The organism is Burkholderia sp. WTPI3 (genome assembly GCF_021483755.1).
Taxonomy (GTDB): domain Bacteria; phylum Pseudomonadota; class Gammaproteobacteria; order Burkholderiales; family Burkholderiaceae; genus Burkholderia.
In genome coordinates, this window is sequence record NZ_JAGIXF010000025.1 from 16976 (window position 1) to 34597 (window position 17622).

Here is a 17622-nt window from a genome sequence, read left to right on the forward strand (position 1 = left end):
ATTTTACTCCCGGCCAGTCCGCAATCGTCAGCCGCTCCCCATCAATGCAGCAATTCTCCACTGGTCGGCCCTGATCCTGCGTCGGCCACGGCGTGCACCGTTGTCGGCGCACCGAAATCGATCAATCCGTCGCCGTTGTACGTCTCGACTACGAATTCCAACAGCGACGCGAACCTGTTCACGATGGACATGAAGTTTCCAACGATGAGTCCTCCGCCACCAAACGGCAAGACGTAGGAGACAGCAAGGTCCCCGTCGAAGTCGATGGTGAAGACCGGTAGGAACACATCTTCGTTTAGCCGCCGCGCCAGTTCATGTTTCTGTTCGATGGGCGCTTGCCGGTTCACTATTGTTCATCTGATCCACCGTGGACATGTCACTGTACCGGACCCGCGTCCAACACCGGGCCACGAAAGAGAAAAACCGCCGTCAGGCTTTCACCATAGGGCGGTTCTCCGTTGATGCCGAGATTCAGCATCAGCTAATCGCATCTCAGTACCGCTACATTGCGGACAGCCTCTGGATTCGGACTTGGGTCACATTCAGCAGGCACGCCGCGTCATCGCATGCGTTGCGCTCCTTCAACCACTGACGCTGATCATCTTTCAGGCCAACTGGATCGTTCGTTTTCGCGTGCGCGGCGGAATAAGCAGCGTTCAGCCGACGATCCGCGTCGGCTGTTTCAGGCGTCGAACAGATCAGCTTCTCGATCTTTGACACAGCTTTCCCGCAGTCGAAGCTAGCCTGAACCCCCGGGGTGGCAGATGGGGAGTTTCCGGCAATTTCAACGCCAGACGCTGCATTCGCTCCGCCTGTGTCAGCACTCTCAGGAGTTGACGCACCGGCCCGTTGATTGTCGGCCGTCTCTACGGTCGATTGAACTCGCGTCGCCGTATTAGCCGCATCTGCACCCTCGCCAGTAGAGGAGGCAGTTGCCACCGGGGATGCAACCGATGCCCCATGTCCGGTTGCTGCCTCCGTGATGGTAGCCACCGCCAACTCTGCGTCAGCATGATGCACTGAACCACCGTCGATTCGATGAATGCCGTAAAGAATCGCCGCCAAGAGGCAGGCAGTACCGACAAACGCCACGGCAGCCATGAACAACGGCGGCCCCACTTCAAGCTTCATCTCTTGCGCGTATAGATCGGTCATGCTGGACGCGATGATCATGTCAGGCTTCATGTCATGTCGAACGGCGGCCCCAAAGGCGAATGCACGCATGCCGACCCACGGAAACGCGAGCGCAAATGCAAGGCTGACAACCCCGTATTTCAGCCCCAGTAGCCCGACCGCAAAGAAGGCCACGACGCAGAAAATCGCTGCCCCGATAAGTCCGATGATCCACCCAATTACCTTTGCATCTCTTTTGTCGCGCGCCTCAGCCTTCTGTGCCGCTTCGGCTACCCGCGCATTTGCCAAGGCGGCGGCGAAGTCCGCCCCGCAGTGCTTACACCGGATAGCCTCGTCTTGTATGGGTTCGTAGCAGTATGGACATTTCTTCATATAGGTCTTCCTCTTCTGTGCCTGGATGTGGGTAGGTCGTTGTCAGCGCCACTGGTACCCGGTTCGGCCAAATACTACCAAATCGGTAGCATTTGGGACGAGCCAAACCACGACGATCTTTGTCTTCAGCAACCTGAAGGCAAGCATGTCGGTATTCGCTCAACGGCTCAGAGCGGCACGCTTACGAACCGGACTTTCTCAGGAACGTCTCGGCATCGAAGCCGGACTTGATCCAATGTCGGCCAGCGCACGCATGAACCGCTACGAACTAGGTAAGCGCGTGCCGGATGCACCACTGGTCGAACGGATCGCCGCTGTCCTAGATGTGCCCGTCGCCTACCTTCATTCGGTCAATGATGACGAAGCTGAACTGCTTCTGAAATTCCATCGCCTGAACAAGAAGCAACGCTCCAAGGTCGTTGCCTTCATTGACGAAGTATCTGATTAGTCTGTCAGTTTCTGGCCGCGCGACTTCCGACGTTCAGACCAGTCGGCCAGTGCGTACGGAACCCCATCCGGCCCGATGCCCGTGAAGTCCGTCTGCGTCGATGCCATTGATTCCCGGACACGCATGATGGTCTGACGGCTAGTCTTCATCTCTCGGGCAATCTGCGCCACAGGCACGCCTGCATTCAGTTGGTCCATGACAGTCGCACGCTGCGATTCAGTCAGTGCAGACGGACGCCCAAACGTCTTTCCCTCAGCCTTGGCCCGACGAAGACCTGCCTGAGTTCGTTCGATGAGAAGATCGCGTTCGAATTCGGCCACGGCATTGATGACCTGCATTGTCATGCGACCTGCCGGACTGGTCAGGTCTACGCCGCCGAGGGCAAGACAGTGGACGCGAACACCAACAGACGCCAATCGTTCGACCGTCGCTCGTACGTCCATCGCGTTACGTCCCAACCGGTCCAGTTTTGTGACGATCAGCACATCGTCTTCTTCCAGTCGATCCAGCAGCTTTGCGAAGCCCTTCCGCTCAAGTGCTGGTACTGACCCAGAAACCGTTTCACAAATGACGCGTTGCTTCGTTACTGCAAACCCGGCCGCTTCGATTTCTTGTACTTGATTGTCTGTGGTCTGGTCGGTTGTCGATACCCGGCAGTAAGCAAAGATTCGTGTCATTGGCACCTTGATGTGTCCGTAATGGGAGTACGAATCATACAGGCTGTACGAAACAGAAACAAGCTATTTTTTGGACATCTGAAATCTGGATGTACCAAAACACTCGATTTCGGACGCCTCGCGCTAGTAGGTGTGGTTTTCATTAACCTTGCGTATCATATTTTCTTCGCTACAAGACCCATTCACACACGCACGGATACACTCGATGGACGCGACCACAGTAAGAGCGGACGAAGACCCCGATCACACCGAACCCTTTCATTTCCGCATCACCGCCTTAAATTTCAATGACGAAACAAGGTTAGAAATTGGGGAAGATGATTTGGTGGTAATTGTCGGGGGCAACAATACTGGCAAAAGCCGTACGCTGAAGGATATACAAGCGCATTTTTCGACAGATATGTACGGGATTGGCACGTATGAAGGGCTTGTCGTACGCACAGTTGAAAGTTCTTATACAGCCGACCTTCAAGCAGTCGAATCCTGGCTGTTGTCTGAAGACGCAATTACCGACGCCCCCGGCGCATCTCCGCAACTGCCGCACCGAGGCTCACGACATCCCCGTCAGACGGCACTCAGTTGGTTTGCCAGCAATGAACCGTGGCGAAAGAAAATTCTAGGTGCACATTGCATCGAACTGTTAGATACAGAGACGCGGCTCACCATTGCTAATCCCGCCCCCGCGATTAGCTTTTCTCGGGGTGATGCAATCTCAAACCCTATCCAGCAACTGTACAGGGATGATAATCTCGAAACAGAGATTTCCAATTTCTTTCACGAAGCATTCAATTTGGATGTCGTCGTAAATCGCGGAGACGGCGGAATAATTCCACTCCACTGCGGAGATCGGCCTATTCCAATTGAAGGCGAAGATCGTGTATCTAAGGCTTATCTTGAAAGACTCATCAAACTTCCGTTAGCGCATGAACAGGGCGACGGGATGCGTAGCTTTTTGGGTTGCTTGCTACGTGTCTTTGTTTGGAAGCCATTCGTGACACTGCTGGATGAGCCTGAAGCATTTTTGCACCCACCGCAGGCCCGCTACCTCGGTGCCTTACTGGCGAACAAGAAGCCAAAAGGACGCCAAGTGATCGTATCCACGCACAGCGGCGACTTTCTTCGAGGCATTCTTGACGCAAACGCACAGAACGTAAAAATTGTGCGCTTGACGCGGAACGAGGGCACAAACCACCCAATTGAACTCAACAGCGCAGCATTGAACACGCTTTGGGAAGACCCGCTACTGAGGCATTCAAACCTCCTTGACGGGGTATTTCACGACGGGGTTGTGTTGTGCGAAGCCGATACTGACTGTCAGTTCTACTCCGCCGTACTGGAAGCAATAGTGCGAACGCAGCCTAGAATTCGGCGACCACATTTGCTATTCGCACATGTTGGCGGCAAAGATCGCTTTCGATCAATTGTACCGGCACTCCGCAGCCTCGGAGTACCGATTCGCGTTGTCGCAGACTTTGACATTCTCTCATCGGAACACCCACTACGCAGCATCGTTACCGGATTGGGTGGGAATTGGGAAGAAATATCGAAAAATTTCAATATCCTTCACTCTGCAATGAAGGCTCAGAAAAAGGAACTTTCCAAAGAGGATGTGGAAAGGGAAATCGCTGATATCTTGGCAAAATCAGGTAATGTGATAACCGAATCTGACGCGGAAAAGATAAGAAATGTCGTAAAGCGAGGCTCCCCTTGGGCGCTTGCAAAGCTTTCAGGAAAATCCTTCGTTCCAGCCGGAGACGCAACAAAGGCATATCAGCTGATACATGCTTATTTGCTACAGATTGGAATTCGCATCGTTGAAGTGGGGGAGATGGAATGCTTCTGTAAATCTGTCGGCGGGCACGGGACGAAGTGGGTCAACGAAGTTATGAAGAGGGATCTAGCCACGGATTCCGAATTGCGAGATGCGCGCGAGTTTGTTGCGAGTATCTGGGAGCTTGCTTGATGCATTCTGTGCATATTGCCGGCCGGTGATGCTATATCAATGCTCCCCCTGAAAGGATGAAATCCTCACTCAGCGTAGCACTGAGTGAGGATTGGGCTGACTATCCCATTAAAGCCCCGCTGTTGGGGCTTCGTCGGTTTCCGGCAGGATGGGCGGGAACACTTATGTTCAATGGTCGCTGGGTGCAACTTTGAACGGATAGGTCAAAAAATGAAGACCAATCATGACGGAGGAGTGATTTTTTCTGATGCTACTACTCCGTCTGAGCGGTTTCACCAATCCAATCAGGGGTTATTGTTCATGGGCCACTAGATTTCAAGGCGCATCAATCTCTAATCTTATAGACGTGACTATGACTCATGGTGTCCAACCATGATCCTAGCCCCATTCGGGAAATTCCATCATATAGGTCATCATCTACGCTGCACGAAAGGGTTTCAGGTTCGCCGGGACGTAGATGGTGTTAGGTAGCTATTCGACACGTCAATCTTATCAACCCCAAATTTCAGATCGTTTCCTTCGTGCCGAACTACATAATATATATATTCTGCGATTCCATTGATCGCCCGACGCGAGTACGTCAATGCTTCGCGCTCGCAGAAAGTGCCATTTGTGTGCTTGCGCACGTTGTTGGCCCAAGCGATGTGCAATCGCTGCTGAAATCTATCGTCGTCACCAATGCCGTCGACAAGGCAATGGGCGTGAAATGGCACACCAAGAGTTCGATCCCCACCAAGGGCAATCACCCGGCGCAGTTTTGTCGCGCCAGTTTCCTTGTTTAGTCTTGCAAGTCCGCCTTTGAGGAAGGTCTGGTCTAGCTCACGCATAGTGTGCATGATCGGCGCTGACCACATCTCTCTGCGCGTCCATTTCGGGTATTCGAGTGTTACGATTCGCCAACCTTGTACGGGCTGTGCTTCAATCCACTCCACCCATTGATCCGTCGCTCCGGGGTGAGGCACTTCGACTGAGGTTTTCATATTTCTAAGTAACATTGACACTCAGTCTATTTAGACAAAAAAATATTTTATCCAACCTCACATTATACCACAAATCCGCAGCTTTTTGTGAAAAAGTTGCCGGTCAATCAATGGCGGCGACTTTACTGCCGCCCCTGCTTTGATCCACTTGGTCTCAACCGCCAGTTCGCTGGCCTGCGAAGTGTCATAGGTGTGACTGCTGCTTCAGTCCGACCCATTGTCACTCAAATTGCCGGGACTGCCGCCAACAACGAGGCAATGGTAGGCGACCATTGCACATCAGTCATATAGCCAGTGCGTTTGGCTCGTCGTTCGATCCACTCAACTGGTCGAGAGTCGGCCCCACCTGCTGAACATCGAGACACGTGCTGGACGACCGCTTCCAGAGCGACTGTCAGGGGCCGCTGGAACCAAATCGGTCACCCCGGATGCTTGAAATTTCCGGCCACCTATACCGGGGTATGGGTGAGTGCAATGTTGTGTGTTCTTCGCCACGTTATTGCGATCTCGGGCCTGCATGTCGGGCTCGTCGGCGCGATCGCGGGCGGGATCGTGTCGATGGTCTGGCGTCGCTTGCGCTGGCGGGGGCGAGCCGCGGCGCTCATGATGCCCGCACCCTGCGTGGCGTCTGTCGCGGCGCTGACGGCCGCCGCGGGCTACGCGGCGCTCGCCGGTTTCAACGTGCCGGCGCAGCGCGCGTGGTGGATGATCGCGGCCGCTGCGGCTGCGTTTCTCGCCGGGCGCAGCGTGCCGACCTCCGCGATGCTGTGCGCGGCGCTCGGCGGCGTGCTGCTTGCCGATCCATGGGCCGTGCTGTCGGCCGGATTCTGGCTGTCGTTCGGTGCGGTCGCAGTGATCCTGATGGCTTTGGCGGGTTGGCGTGCGGGGCGCGAATTCGACGGCGGCGATGGCGATGACGGCATGATCGATGGCGCTGCAACGACCGGTCGCCGGGGCCGGCTGAGGGCATGGGGCGCGCGCGCCATGCGCCGTATCGCCGAGGCAACGCGCGTGCAGTACGCGGTGACGATCGGCCTCGCGCCGCTGACGGCCGCGTGGTTCGCGCAGATGTCGGTCTCGGGCCCTGTCGGCAATGCGTTTGCGATTCCGTGGGTCAGCTCGGTCGTGACACCGATCGTGCTGGCCGGTCTCGGGCTGCCCGCACCGCTCGACGCGTATGCGTTCCGGCTCGCGCACGCGGCGCTCGAACCGATGATGGCGCTGCTCGGGCGCCTCGCCGACTGGCCGGCAGGCGTGTTTTGGCTGCGCATGCCCGACTGGCCGGTGCTGGCGGTTGCATGCGTGGGCGTGGCCTGGGCGCTGATGCCGCGCGGCTGGCCGCTGCGCTGGGCGGCGCCGCTCACCTGGCTGCCCCTCGTTGCACCGGCACCCGATGTGCCGCCGCAGGGCGGCTTCCGGCTGACCGTGTTCGATGTCGGGCAGGGCGCGTCGGTGCTGGTCGAGACCGCGCGCCGGGTCCTGCTGTTCGATGCGGGGCCGGGGGCGGAGTCGACCCATGCCGGCACGCGGATCGTCGCGCCGGCGCTGCGGGCGCGCGCGATCCGCACGATCGATTCGCTCGTGCTCAGCCATGCGGACGCCGATCACACGGGCGGCGCGGCGGCCGTTTATGCGGCAACCGAGGTCCGTCAGGTGCTCGCCGGCATTGCATTGCAACACCGGCTGTGGCGCGATGCGGAAGCGGCCGGCGTGACCGATCGTCTGCGTTGCGCGGCCGGGCAGCGCTGGATATGGGACGGTGTCGTCTTCACGATGCTCTGGCCGCCGGGCGAGGTGCGATCGGGCAGGTCGAACGGACAGTCGTGCGTGCTGCGCGTCGACGCGGGCGGCACGTCCGCGCTGCTGACGGGCGACATCGAGGCGAGCGCCGAACGCCGGCTCGTGGCCGACGCGCGCGACGCGCTGGCCGCGCAGATCCTCGTCGTTGCGCACCACGGCAGCCGTACGTCGTCGGTCGAGCCTTTCCTCGATTCGGTCGGGCCGCGCGTCGCGGTATTTCCTGTAGGCTATCGCAATCGCTTCGGGCATCCGCACCGGACGGTCCTGGCGCGCTACGAAGCGCGCGGGATCCCGCTGCCGCGTACCGATCGCGACGGGGCCGTACGGTTCGACGTCGCGCCCGATGGCGGCAGCTTCGTGTTCGAGCGTTATCGCGATGCGCAGCGGCGGTACTGGATGGATCGGTGACGGCTCACGCAGGGAAGAACGTGGTGCCGCGCGGCGAAGCACAGCTGAGGCCGGATGCGAGGCACGGGATCGGGGCACGTGCCGAAGCCCCCGCTCCGGTCGGCCGCGAAGCATTGGACGGAAGCAAGTGCTGAAGCACTCACTCCCGTCGACAAAGGAGACATCGGCTTTTGAAGGACATCCTCCATTTCTCGCATGCGAACGGTTTTCCGGCATCGACGTACCGGACGATCTTCGCGGAACTGGCCGACGACTACGAACTGCGCTACATCGAGCGCATCGGTCACGATCGCCGCTACCCGGTGACGCGCGACTGGCCGCATCTCGTCGAGCAACTGCTCGACGACATCGGCAGCCGCTACGAGCGTCCGGTGTGGCTCGTCGGCCATTCGCTCGGCGGTTACCTGTCGCTGATGGCCGCGCTGAAAAAGCCGCAATGGGTGCGCGGCGTGGTGATGATCGATTCCCCGATCATCGCGGGCTGGCGCTCCGGCGCGCTGCGTGCGAGCCAGTGGGCGGGGCTCGACGAGCGGCTGTCGCCGGCCGCGGCGACCCGCAACCGGCGCACGCGCTGGGTCAGCCGCGATGAAGTGTGGCGGCACTTTCACGACAAGCCGGCGTTCGCCCGCTGGGACGAACGGATGCTGTCCGACTACATCGATCACGGCATTCCGCAGGCGGGCGCCGACGGCGAACGCGCGCTCGCCTTCGACCGGCAGATCGAATACCTGATCTACCGGACGTTGCCGCACACGCTCGGCCCGCGGCTCGCGCACGGCTCGCCGGTGCCGCTCGGCTTTCTTGCCGGGACGCGCTCGCGCGAAGTGCGCCAGGTCGGACTCGATGCGACGCGCCGCGCGGCACGCGGGCGCATCGAATGGCTCGAGGGCAGCCACCTGTTCCCGATGGAGCGGCCGATCGAGACGGCCCGCGCATTGCAGCGGATGCTGAATTCGCTGAAAGCGGAAGAGGGCGGCCTGCCGCGCGACAGCATGGCGCTCGCGAAGAGCGCCTGACGCATCGGCCGGCGCACCGGGCTCGCGGGTGCGGTTGCACCGACCGGCCGGCCGGTTCGCCCGGCCGCGCACGGCCGGTGCGGCGCCGCGCGAAGGGGCGGGATCATCGCGTCAATTGCTGAGAGAAGGGCGGGCTTTACGGTATAATCCGTTTTTCCCGCGAGCATCCAGCGATGACCAAATATGTTTTCGTCACCGGCGGCGTAGTTTCTTCCCTCGGCAAGGGTATTGCCGCCGCCTCTCTCGCCGCGATCCTCGAATCGCGCGGTCTGAAAGTCACCCTCCTCAAACTCGATCCCTACATCAACGTCGACCCCGGCACGATGAGTCCGTTTCAGCACGGCGAAGTGTTCGTGACGGAAGATGGGGCGGAGACTGACCTCGACCTCGGCCACTACGAGCGCTTCATCAGCACGAAGATGCGCAAGGCCAACAACTTCACGACCGGCCAGATCTACGAATCGGTGATCCGCAAGGAGCGCCGCGGCGACTATCTCGGCAAGACCGTGCAGGTGATTCCGCACATCACGAACGAAATCCAGGCGTTCATCGAGCGCGGGGCGGCATCGGCCACCTGCGGCGAACCGGACGTCGCGATCGTCGAGATCGGCGGCACGGTCGGCGACATCGAGTCGCTGCCGTTCCTCGAAGCCGCCCGCCAGATGAGCCTGCGCCTCGGCCGCAACAGCGCGTGCTTCGTGCACCTGACGCTCGTGCCGTACGTCGCGACGGCCGGCGAACTGAAGACGAAACCGACCCAGCACAGCGTGCAGAAGCTGCGCGAGATCGGCATCCTGCCGCACGTGCTGCTGTGCCGCGCGGACCGCCGCATCCCCGACGACGAATCGAAGAAGATCTCGATGTTCTCGAACGTGCCCGAAGACGCCGTGATCTCGGTGTGGGACGCCGACAGCATCTACAAGATCCCGCAGATGCTGCACGATCAGGGCCTCGACCGGATCATCTGCGACGAACTGAAGCTGTCGCCGAAGGACGCCGACCTGAGCATGTGGGCGGAACTCGTCGAGAAGCTCGAGAACCCGAAGCACGAAGTGACGATCGGCATGGTCGGCAAGTACGTCGATCTGACCGAGTCGTACAAGTCGCTGATCGAAGCGCTGCGTCACGCGTCGCTGCACACGGCGACCAAGGTCAACATCGAGTACATCGACTCGGAAGAGATCGAGGCGAACGGTGTCGACAGCCTGAAGCATCTCGACGCCGTGCTGGTGCCGGGCGGTTTCGGCCGTCGCGGCACGGAAGGCAAGATCGCCGCGATCCGCTATGCGCGTGAAGCGAAGGTGCCGTACCTCGGCATCTGTCTCGGCATGCAGCTCGCGGTGATCGAATTCGCACGCGACGTCGTCGGCCTGAAGCAGGCGAACAGCACGGAATTCGATCCGGAAACGCCGGAACGCGTGGTCGCGCTGATCACCGAGTGGTACGACCGCGACGGCAAGGTCGAGACGCGCACCGAGGAATCCGATCTCGGTGGCACGATGCGCCTCGGCTCGCAACGCTGCCCGATCAAGCCGGGCACGATGGCCGAAGAGATCTATGGCAAGGACGTGAACGAGCGCCATCGCCACCGTTATGAAGTCAATAACCGCTTCGTGCCCCAGCTCGAAGCCGGCGGCCTTATCATCAGCGCCCGTACCCCGAGCGAGGACCTGCCGGAAATGATGGAACTGCCGCGTTCGGTGCATCCATGGTTCGTCGGCGTCCAGTTCCACCCGGAATTCACGTCCACGCCGCGTGATGGCCATCCTCTGTTCAAGTCGTTCGTCGAAGCTGCGCTTGCCAACAAGCAGGCGCGCGGAGTGAAAGCATGAAGCTGTGCGATTTCGAGGTCGGTCTCGACCAGCCTTTCTTCCTGATCGCGGGTACCTGCGTCGTCGAATCTGAGCAAATGACGATCGACACGGCCGGCCGCCTGAAGGAAATCTGCGAGAAGCTGAACGTTCCGTTCATCTACAAGTCGTCTTACGACAAGGCGAATCGCAGCTCGGGCAAGTCGTTTCGCGGCCTCGGAATGGACGAGGGTCTGCGGATCCTCGGCGAGGTGAAGCGCCAGCTCGGCCTGCCGGTGCTGACCGACGTGCACTCGATCGACGAGATCGAGCAGGTCGCGTCGGTCGTCGACGTGCTGCAGACGCCCGCGTTCCTGTGCCGCCAGACCGACTTCATCCATGCGTGCGCGCGCTCGGGCAAGCCCGTCAACATCAAGAAGGGCCAGTTCCTCGCGCCGCACGACATGAAGAACGTGATCGACAAGGCGCGCGACGCAGCGCGTGACGCCGGTCTGTCGGAAGACCGCTTCATGGCGTGCGAGCGCGGCGTTTCGTTCGGCTACAACAACCTCGTGTCCGACATGCGTTCGCTCGCGATCATGCGCGAGACGAGCGCGCCGGTCGTGTTCGATGCGACCCATTCGGTGCAGTTGCCGGGCGGGCAGGGCACGAGCTCGGGTGGCCAGCGCGAATTCGTGCCGGTGCTCGCACGTGCTGCGGTCGCGACGGGCGTCGCGGGCCTGTTCATGGAGACGCACCCGAATCCGGCCGAAGCGAAGTCGGACGGCCCAAACGCGGTACCGCTGAACCGGATGAGCGCGTTGCTGGAGACCCTCGTCACGCTCGACCAGGCGGTGAAGCGCAATCCGTTCCTGGAAAACGATTTCAACTAAAGATCGAATGAACCTTGCGGCGGCTTCGCACGTCTGTAGCGAAAGCGCTTCCTGTGTGCGCGCCGTCGCAGTTTGAAGAATCCATCGTCATTCTCAGAGGAAACCCATGAGTGCAATCGTAGATATCATCGGCCGCGAGATTCTGGATTCGCGCGGCAACCCCACCGTCGAATGCGACGTGCTGCTCGAATCGGGCACGATGGGCCGCGCGGCGGTCCCGTCGGGTGCGTCCACAGGCTCGCGTGAAGCCATCGAACTGCGCGACGGCGAAGCCGGCCGGTACAACGGCAAGGGTGTGCTGAAGGCAGTCGAGCACATCAACACCGAAATCTCCGAAGCCATCATGGGCCTCGACGCGTCGGAACAGGCGTTCCTCGACAAGACGCTGCTCGAGCTGGACGGCACCGACAACAAGTCGCGTCTCGGCGCGAACGCGATGCTGGCCGTGTCGATGGCCGTCGCGAAGGCTGCTGCCGAAGAGGCAGGCCTGCCGCTGTACCGCTACTTCGGCGGTTCGGGTGCGATGCAACTGCCGGTGCCGATGATGAACATCGTCAACGGCGGCGCGCACGCGAACAACAGCCTCGACATCCAGGAATTCATGATCGTTCCGGTCAGCCAGCCGACGTTCCGTGAAGCACTGCGTTGCGGCGCGGAAGTGTTCCATGCGCTGAAGAAGATCCTGAGCGACCGCGGCATGAGCACCGCAGTCGGCGACGAAGGCGGTTTCGCACCGAACTTCGGCAGCAACGACGAGTGCCTGTCGACGATCCTGCAGGCGATCGAGAAGGCTGGCTACCGTGCGGGCGAAGACGTGCTGCTCGCGCTCGACTGCGCAGCTTCCGAGTTCTACCACGACGGCAAGTACCAGCTCGCGGGTGAAGGCCTGCAGCTGTCGTCGGCCGAATTCACCGACTACCTCGCCACGCTCGCCGACAAGTTCCCGATCGTGTCGATCGAAGACGGCATGCACGAAAGTGACTGGGACGGCTGGAAGCTGCTGACCGATCGCCTCGGCAAGAAGGTGCAACTGGTCGGCGACGACCTGTTCGTCACGAACACGCGCATCCTGAAGGAAGGCATCGAGAAGGGCATCGCCAACTCGATCCTGATCAAGATCAACCAGATCGGCACGCTGACCGAAACGTTCGCGGCCATCGAGATGGCGAAGCGCGCGGGCTACACGGCCGTGATCTCGCACCGCTCGGGCGAAACGGAAGATTCGACGATCGCGGACATCGCGGTCGGCCTGAATGCCGGTCAGATCAAGACGGGTTCGCTGTCGCGCAGCGACCGCATCTCGAAGTACAACCAGCTGCTGCGCATCGAGGAAGATCTCGGCGATATCGCGAGCTACCCGGGCAAATCGGCTTTCTATAACCTGCGCTAACGCGCTACTATCGGGTTCGTCATCTCGACGCCGCTCTGTGCATGTCGCGCGGAGCGGCGCTTCTTATATCTGCGTTTCTTACATGCGGCTTGTCACTGTCGTCCTGATTGCCTTGCTGGCGCTCATTCAGTACCCCCTATGGTGGGGACACGGCGGCTGGCTGCGGGTGCACGAATTGCGTCAGCAGCTTGACGATCAGCTCCAGAAGAATGCGGACGAGAAGTTGCGCAACGAGCGGATCGCCGGCGAAGTGCAGGATCTGCAAAGCGGCACCGCGGCTATCGAGGAGCGTGCGCGCTACGAGATGGGCATGGTCAAGGACGGCGAAGTATTCGTGCAGTTCGTGTCGCCGAATGCACCGGCCGGCCCGCTGAACAATGCGCCGGCAAGCACCTCGATACGCGCGGACGTATCTGCGGCGCCCGTGCGCGTCGTGCCGAACCCTCAGCCGATGGCGAGATCGTCGCGGCATCACGGCGAGAAGGGCAAGGCCGCTCATCACTGAGCGAAGCAGTCCGAATCATTGAAAAAGCGCGGGAAATACCGCGCTTTTTTATTTCCCGGCAGTCGTCAATCGACCCGGCGAAGCATTACCACCACCAGCCCGGATAGCCGTAACCGTAGCCGATGCCGGTTCCCCACCGGTTTCCCCATCCGCCGTAATAGCCGCCATAGATCGTCACGGGCGGCGGCGAGTAATACGCCCACGCGCGTGCGGCCGCCTCGGCCGCCATTGCATTGCTCTGTTCGCGCAGCACCTGCTTGTCGATCTCGTCGTAGCGTTTGCGCTCGGCGCTCGACAACGCGGGCGGTTGGCCACCCGATGCGCCCGGTTCGGGCAGGCGGCTCAGGATAGTGGACGTGGGCTGGACCGCGCAGCCGGCGAGCGCGAGCGTGCCGGCGACGACAGCGGTCAGGACGACGGAGCGGAACGGGTAATCCATGTATCTCTCCAGCAGCCCGCCGACGGCGGGAAGCGGCTTGCACCGAAGGCCGGGCCTGCGGCGCCTGAGCCGTGCGTGCGACGCTTGTGCGTCATTATGCGCCCGCGCCCGCGCCCGCGCCCGCGCCCGCGCCCGCGCCCGCGCCCGCACCCGCACCCGCACCCGCACCCGCACCCGCACCCGCATCGCAGGCGCGGGCGCGCGTCAGTGACGCTGCTCGGTCGCGGGCGTGATGCCGGTTGCGAGCTCCGGTGCGGCGAACAACTGCGCGACGTCGACCGGGTCGAACTCGTAGCGCTGGTTGCAGAACTCGCAGTGGATTTCGACGTGGCCGCGCTCGACGATCACGCTGTCGACTTCGTCGCGGCCGAGCATGCGCAGCATCGCGCCGACCTTCTCGCGCGAGCACGAGCACTGGAAGCGTGCACCGGTCGGCTCGAAGTGCTGCACGTTTTCCTGCCAGAACAGCCGCCGGAACACGACTTCCGGTTCGACCTCGAGCAGTTCCTTCGCGGACAGCGTGCCGCCGAGCGTGCAGACACGCTCCCACGTGTCGGCGTCCGTCTCGGCGTTGCGCGGCACGATGCCGCCGTCGCCCGGCAGCTTCTGCAGCAGCATGCCGACCGCGCGATCGCGATCGGCTGCAAGCCACAGCCGTGTGTCGAGCTGCTCCGAGTGGTGCATGTAATGCTCGAGCACCTGGGAAACCGATTCGTGCGGACCGTCGACGCCGTTCAGCGGGACGATGCCCTGGTAGGGTTGCTGGCCCGGCAGCTTGTCGGCCGGGTCGAGCGTGATCACGCAACGGCCGTGGCCGCTCGCGTTGACGAGCGACGCGAAGCTCGTGTCGTCGCCGATCGTCTGGGCCGAGTCGCCGGCGAACTTGGCCGTGGCCCGTATCGACAGATCCGAACTGCACTGGACGACCAGCATCTGGACCGGCCCGTCGCCGAAGATCTGCATGATCAGGGTGCCGTGAAATTTCAGGTTCGCGGACAGCAGCGCGCACGCGGCCATCATCTCGCCGAGCACGGTGCGCACCGGGGCAGGGTAGTCGCGGCGCGCGAGCACCTCTTGCCACGTGTTGCGCAGCGAAACGATCTCGCCGCGCACCGGTGCCGAATTGAACATGAATTTCTGTAACTGGTCGCTCACTCTTCTTCCTTGAAATCCGTGCGAATCACCCGATCCGCACGAGTTGCTCCTTGAAATGCGCACGCCGCTCGACGTACGTTTTCGCATTTGCGCGCAGCCGCGCGATGTCGTCTGCCGACAGCTCGCGTACGACTTTCGCCGGTGCGCCGAGAATCAGCGAATTGTCCGGGAACGTCTTGCCTTCCGTCACGACCGCGCCGGCACCTACCAGACAGTTGCGGCCGATTACCGCTCCATTCAAGACCACTGCCTGAATGCCGATCAGCGAACCCTCGCCGATCGTGCACCCGTGCAGCATCGCCTGGTGCCCGATCGTCACGTTTTCGGCAATCGTCAGGGGAAAGCCGGGGTCCGTATGCAGTACCGCGCCTTCCTGGACGTTGCTGCCGACGCCGACGGTAATCGTCTCGTTGTCGCCGCGAATCGTCGCGCCGAACCATACGCTCGCATTCTCCTCGAGCACGACCTTGCCGATGATGGCCGCCGTATCGGCGACGAACACGCTTTCGTGGATCGTCGGGGCCGTATCGCCCAGTTTGTAGATCGTCACGGAGTCTCCTGGTCTCTTCGATGATGGGCGCCGGTACAATGGCGCGTCTGGCGTGCCCGGCGCGTTGCGTCGCGGCACAAACGCATATTGTAAACCGTCGCGCGCGTGCGCTCCCGCGATGCGGGCGGGCGGTGTCCCGGTCTGATGAACATGGAGTCTTCTTCTGCTGCTGCCGTGCCGGCCTGCATGCGCCGCTTTGCGCTCGATGCGCTGCAGATGTCCGAGCCTGCCGCGAAGGCCGCGCAGGTACGCGCGCTGTACGACGCATTGCTGGCCGGACGGGCCGCGATCTCGCCGTTGCTCGACCTGAGCGAGCCGGCCGGGCTGCCCGGGCGTCCGGCGTGCCCGCCGCTCGTCGAGCCGCGCCAGCTTGAGCGGCGCAGCATGCGCTCGCCAGCCGGGCGCGCGGTGTTGCTGCACGCGCTCGCCCATATCGAATTCAACGCGATCAACCTCGCGCTCGACGCGGTGTGGCGCTTTCGCGGGTTGCCGGACGCTTTTTATGCGGACTGGCTGAAGGTCGCGGCCGAGGAGGCCTATCACTTCACGCTGCTGTCCGATCGGCTTGCCGCGTTCGGACACGGGTACGGCGACTTTCCCGCCCACAACGGACTGTGGGACATGTGCGAACGGACCAAGGCCGACGTGCTCGCGCGCATGGCGCTCGTGCCGCGCACGCTCGAGGCGCGTGGACTCGACGCGTCGCCGCCCATCCGCGCGCGGCTCGTGCAGGCGGGCGACGATGCATCGGCGGCGATTCTCGATGTGATCCTGCGCGACGAAATCGGCCATGTCGCGATCGGGAACCGCTGGTTCCGGCACCTGTGCGACGAGGCGGGGCGCGATCCGGTACCGGCTTACCGCGAGCTCGCCGCGCAATACCATGCGCCGCGGCTGCGTGGTCCGTTCAATTTCGACGCGCGCCGTACCGCGGGATTCGAGCAGGCGGAACTGGACGAACTCGCCGCGCAGGATGGCGCGGACGCGGGAGCCGGGAAGGCTGCGGACTAGCGTGGGCCGCCGGCGCGCCCGACGGCAATCGTCGGCGCCGGCCACCGCTTCATCGCGCCTTGGGTGCGTTGCCGCTAGAGACCCGCCTCCACTGCCGAGTGCCGGAACAAAGGCGTCGCCGCTATAATCGAACGACCATTCTTTTTTTGGGCGGCTGCAATGAATGCCTCGAGTTCTGTTTCCGACTTCGTCACGGTCCGCGGCGTCCGGCTGCATGTGCGGCGCTGGGGCCGGCCTGACGCGCCTACGCTCTTCATGCTGCACGGCTGGATGGACGTCGCGGCATCGTTTCAGTTCGTCGTCGACGCGCTCGCCGGCGACTGGCAGGTGATCGCGCCGGATGCGCGCGGCTTCGGCCTGTCCGACTGGCCGGTCGCGCGGCAGGGTGGCGGCCATTACTGGTTTCACGAGTACCTGGGCGATCTCGACGCGCTTCTGGACCACTATGCGCCGACCGGCGAAGTCAACCTGGTCGGGCACAGCATGGGGGCGAACGTCGTGTGCCTGTACGCGGGTGCACGGCCGGAGCGGGTGCGGCGCGTGGTCGATCTCGAAGGGTTCGGGCTTGCGCCGGCGCGAGCCGAGCAGGCGCCGCGCCGTCTGCGCGGCTGGCTCGACGAACTGCGCGAGCCGCCGGTGCTGCGCCCGTACGCGTCGCTCGACGAGGTCGCGGCCCGGCTGACCAAGACCAATCCGCGGCTCGATCCGCGTCGGGCCTCGTTTCTCGCCGCTCACTGGTCGAAGCGTGGCGACGACGGCCTGTATCACCTGCTGGCGGACCCGGCGCACAAGATGGCGGGTCCGATGCTGTACCGCCTCGACGAGGTGATGGCCGTCTGGACGAAGGTGCGCGCGAAGGTGCTGCACGTCGAGGCCGTCAATTCGCCGACGCTCGCGTACCTTGCCGGCGACATCCCGTTGCCGGAGTTCAGGCCCGCTTCAGCGCGTTCCCGGACGCTGGCCGCGGCGCTCGTCGGAGATGCCGGTCACATGGTCCATCACGACAGCCCGAGCAGATCGCGGCGCTGATCGGGCGTTGCTGCATAGGCCGGCGGCGGCGGCTTACAGGGGTGTCGCGTTGCAGTAGAATG

Annotated in this window: 14 protein-coding genes and 3 pseudogenes; 10 read left to right on the forward strand and 7 right to left on the reverse strand. The window is 62.0% G+C overall.

Going from position 1 to position 17622, the window contains the following annotated elements:
* Window positions 1-41 precede the first annotated feature (41 nt).
* Window positions 42-347: a hypothetical protein gene (locus J7024_RS15980; RefSeq protein ID WP_175796063.1), complete on the reverse strand. Its 306-nt coding sequence runs from the start codon at window positions 345-347 to the stop codon at window positions 42-44.
* A 154-nt stretch (window positions 348-501) separates the two neighbouring features.
* Window positions 502-1506 (reverse strand): lysozyme inhibitor LprI family protein, encoded by a 1005-nt coding sequence (locus tag J7024_RS15985; RefSeq protein ID WP_234745295.1) that lies wholly within the window; start codon window positions 1504-1506, stop codon window positions 502-504.
* A 145-nt stretch (window positions 1507-1651) separates the two neighbouring features.
* Between J7024_RS15985 and J7024_RS15990 the strand changes: the two genes are divergently transcribed.
* A complete protein-coding gene (locus J7024_RS15990; RefSeq protein WP_234745296.1) occupies window positions 1652-1954 on the forward strand; it encodes a helix-turn-helix domain-containing protein in 303 nt (100 codons plus the stop codon).
* 104 nt (window positions 1955-2058) lie between these two features.
* Here the strand turns inward: J7024_RS15990 and J7024_RS15995 are convergent.
* Window positions 2059-2631, reverse strand: a pseudogene (locus J7024_RS15995) (recombinase family protein); the annotation flags it as partial.
* 205 nt (window positions 2632-2836) lie between these two features.
* On the opposite strand from J7024_RS15995, the gene J7024_RS16000 reads away from it, so the two are divergent.
* Complete coding sequence (locus J7024_RS16000) at window positions 2837-4594, forward strand: ATP-dependent nuclease (protein ID WP_234745297.1); 1758 nt, start codon at window positions 2837-2839, stop codon at window positions 4592-4594.
* Between the two features lie 437 nt (window positions 4595-5031).
* Here J7024_RS16000 and J7024_RS16005 read toward each other — a convergent pair whose 3' ends face one another.
* Window positions 5032-5526, reverse strand: coding sequence for a hypothetical protein (locus tag J7024_RS16005; protein WP_234745298.1), 495 nt, complete (start codon window positions 5524-5526; stop codon window positions 5032-5034).
* A gap of 540 nt (window positions 5527-6066) precedes the next feature.
* Between J7024_RS16005 and J7024_RS16010 the strand changes: the two are divergent.
* From J7024_RS16010 to ftsB, 6 genes and pseudogenes are all read left to right on the forward strand, one after another.
* Window positions 6067-7782 (forward strand): annotated as a pseudogene (locus J7024_RS16010) (DNA internalization-related competence protein ComEC/Rec2); the annotation flags it as partial.
* 170 nt (window positions 7783-7952) lie between these two features.
* Window positions 7953-8798: an alpha/beta fold hydrolase gene (locus J7024_RS16015; RefSeq protein WP_124829380.1), complete on the forward strand. Its 846-nt coding sequence runs from the start codon at window positions 7953-7955 to the stop codon at window positions 8796-8798.
* Window positions 8799-8971: 173 nt separating this feature from the next.
* Window positions 8972-10630, forward strand: a complete 1659-nt coding sequence (locus J7024_RS16020; protein WP_124829379.1) for a CTP synthase — start codon at window positions 8972-8974, stop codon at window positions 10628-10630.
* The gene (gene kdsA, locus J7024_RS16025) at window positions 10627-11481 is read left to right on the forward strand and encodes a 3-deoxy-8-phosphooctulonate synthase (protein WP_124829378.1); all 855 of its coding nucleotides are present in this window, start codon (window positions 10627-10629) and stop codon (window positions 11479-11481) included. The genes J7024_RS16020 and kdsA overlap by 4 nt, the downstream gene beginning before the upstream one ends.
* Before the next feature lie 106 nt (window positions 11482-11587).
* Window positions 11588-12871, forward strand: coding sequence for a phosphopyruvate hydratase (gene eno, locus J7024_RS16030; RefSeq protein ID WP_006478406.1), 1284 nt, complete (start codon window positions 11588-11590; stop codon window positions 12869-12871).
* An 82-nt stretch (window positions 12872-12953) separates the two neighbouring features.
* Window positions 12954-13376 (forward strand): cell division protein FtsB, encoded by a 423-nt coding sequence (ftsB, locus tag J7024_RS16035; protein WP_124829454.1) that lies wholly within the window; start codon window positions 12954-12956, stop codon window positions 13374-13376.
* A gap of 85 nt (window positions 13377-13461) precedes the next feature.
* On the opposite strand, the gene J7024_RS16040 is transcribed toward ftsB, so the two are convergent.
* The 3 genes from J7024_RS16040 to J7024_RS16050 form a co-directional block, all read right to left on the reverse strand.
* Window positions 13462-13815 carry a hypothetical protein gene (locus tag J7024_RS16040; protein ID WP_124829377.1) on the reverse strand — a complete coding sequence of 118 codons (354 nt, stop codon included), beginning with the start codon at window positions 13813-13815 and terminating at the stop codon, window positions 13462-13464.
* A gap of 204 nt (window positions 13816-14019) precedes the next feature.
* Entirely contained in the window at window positions 14020-14970 is a 951-nt protein-coding gene (gene hslO / locus J7024_RS16045) for an Hsp33 family molecular chaperone HslO (RefSeq protein WP_124829376.1), read from the reverse strand.
* Between the two features lie 25 nt (window positions 14971-14995).
* Window positions 14996-15520 carry a gamma carbonic anhydrase family protein gene (locus J7024_RS16050; protein WP_096507258.1) on the reverse strand — a complete coding sequence of 175 codons (525 nt, stop codon included), beginning with the start codon at window positions 15518-15520 and terminating at the stop codon, window positions 14996-14998.
* A 144-nt stretch (window positions 15521-15664) separates the two neighbouring features.
* On the opposite strand from J7024_RS16050, the gene J7024_RS16055 reads away from it, so the two are divergent.
* Window positions 15665-16531, forward strand: a complete 867-nt coding sequence (locus J7024_RS16055) for a ferritin-like domain-containing protein (protein WP_175751594.1) — start codon at window positions 15665-15667, stop codon at window positions 16529-16531.
* Window positions 16532-16690: 159 nt separating this feature from the next.
* A pseudogene (locus J7024_RS16060) lies at window positions 16691-17574 on the forward strand (alpha/beta fold hydrolase); the annotation flags it as partial.
* Window positions 17575-17622: the final 48 nt, after the last annotated feature.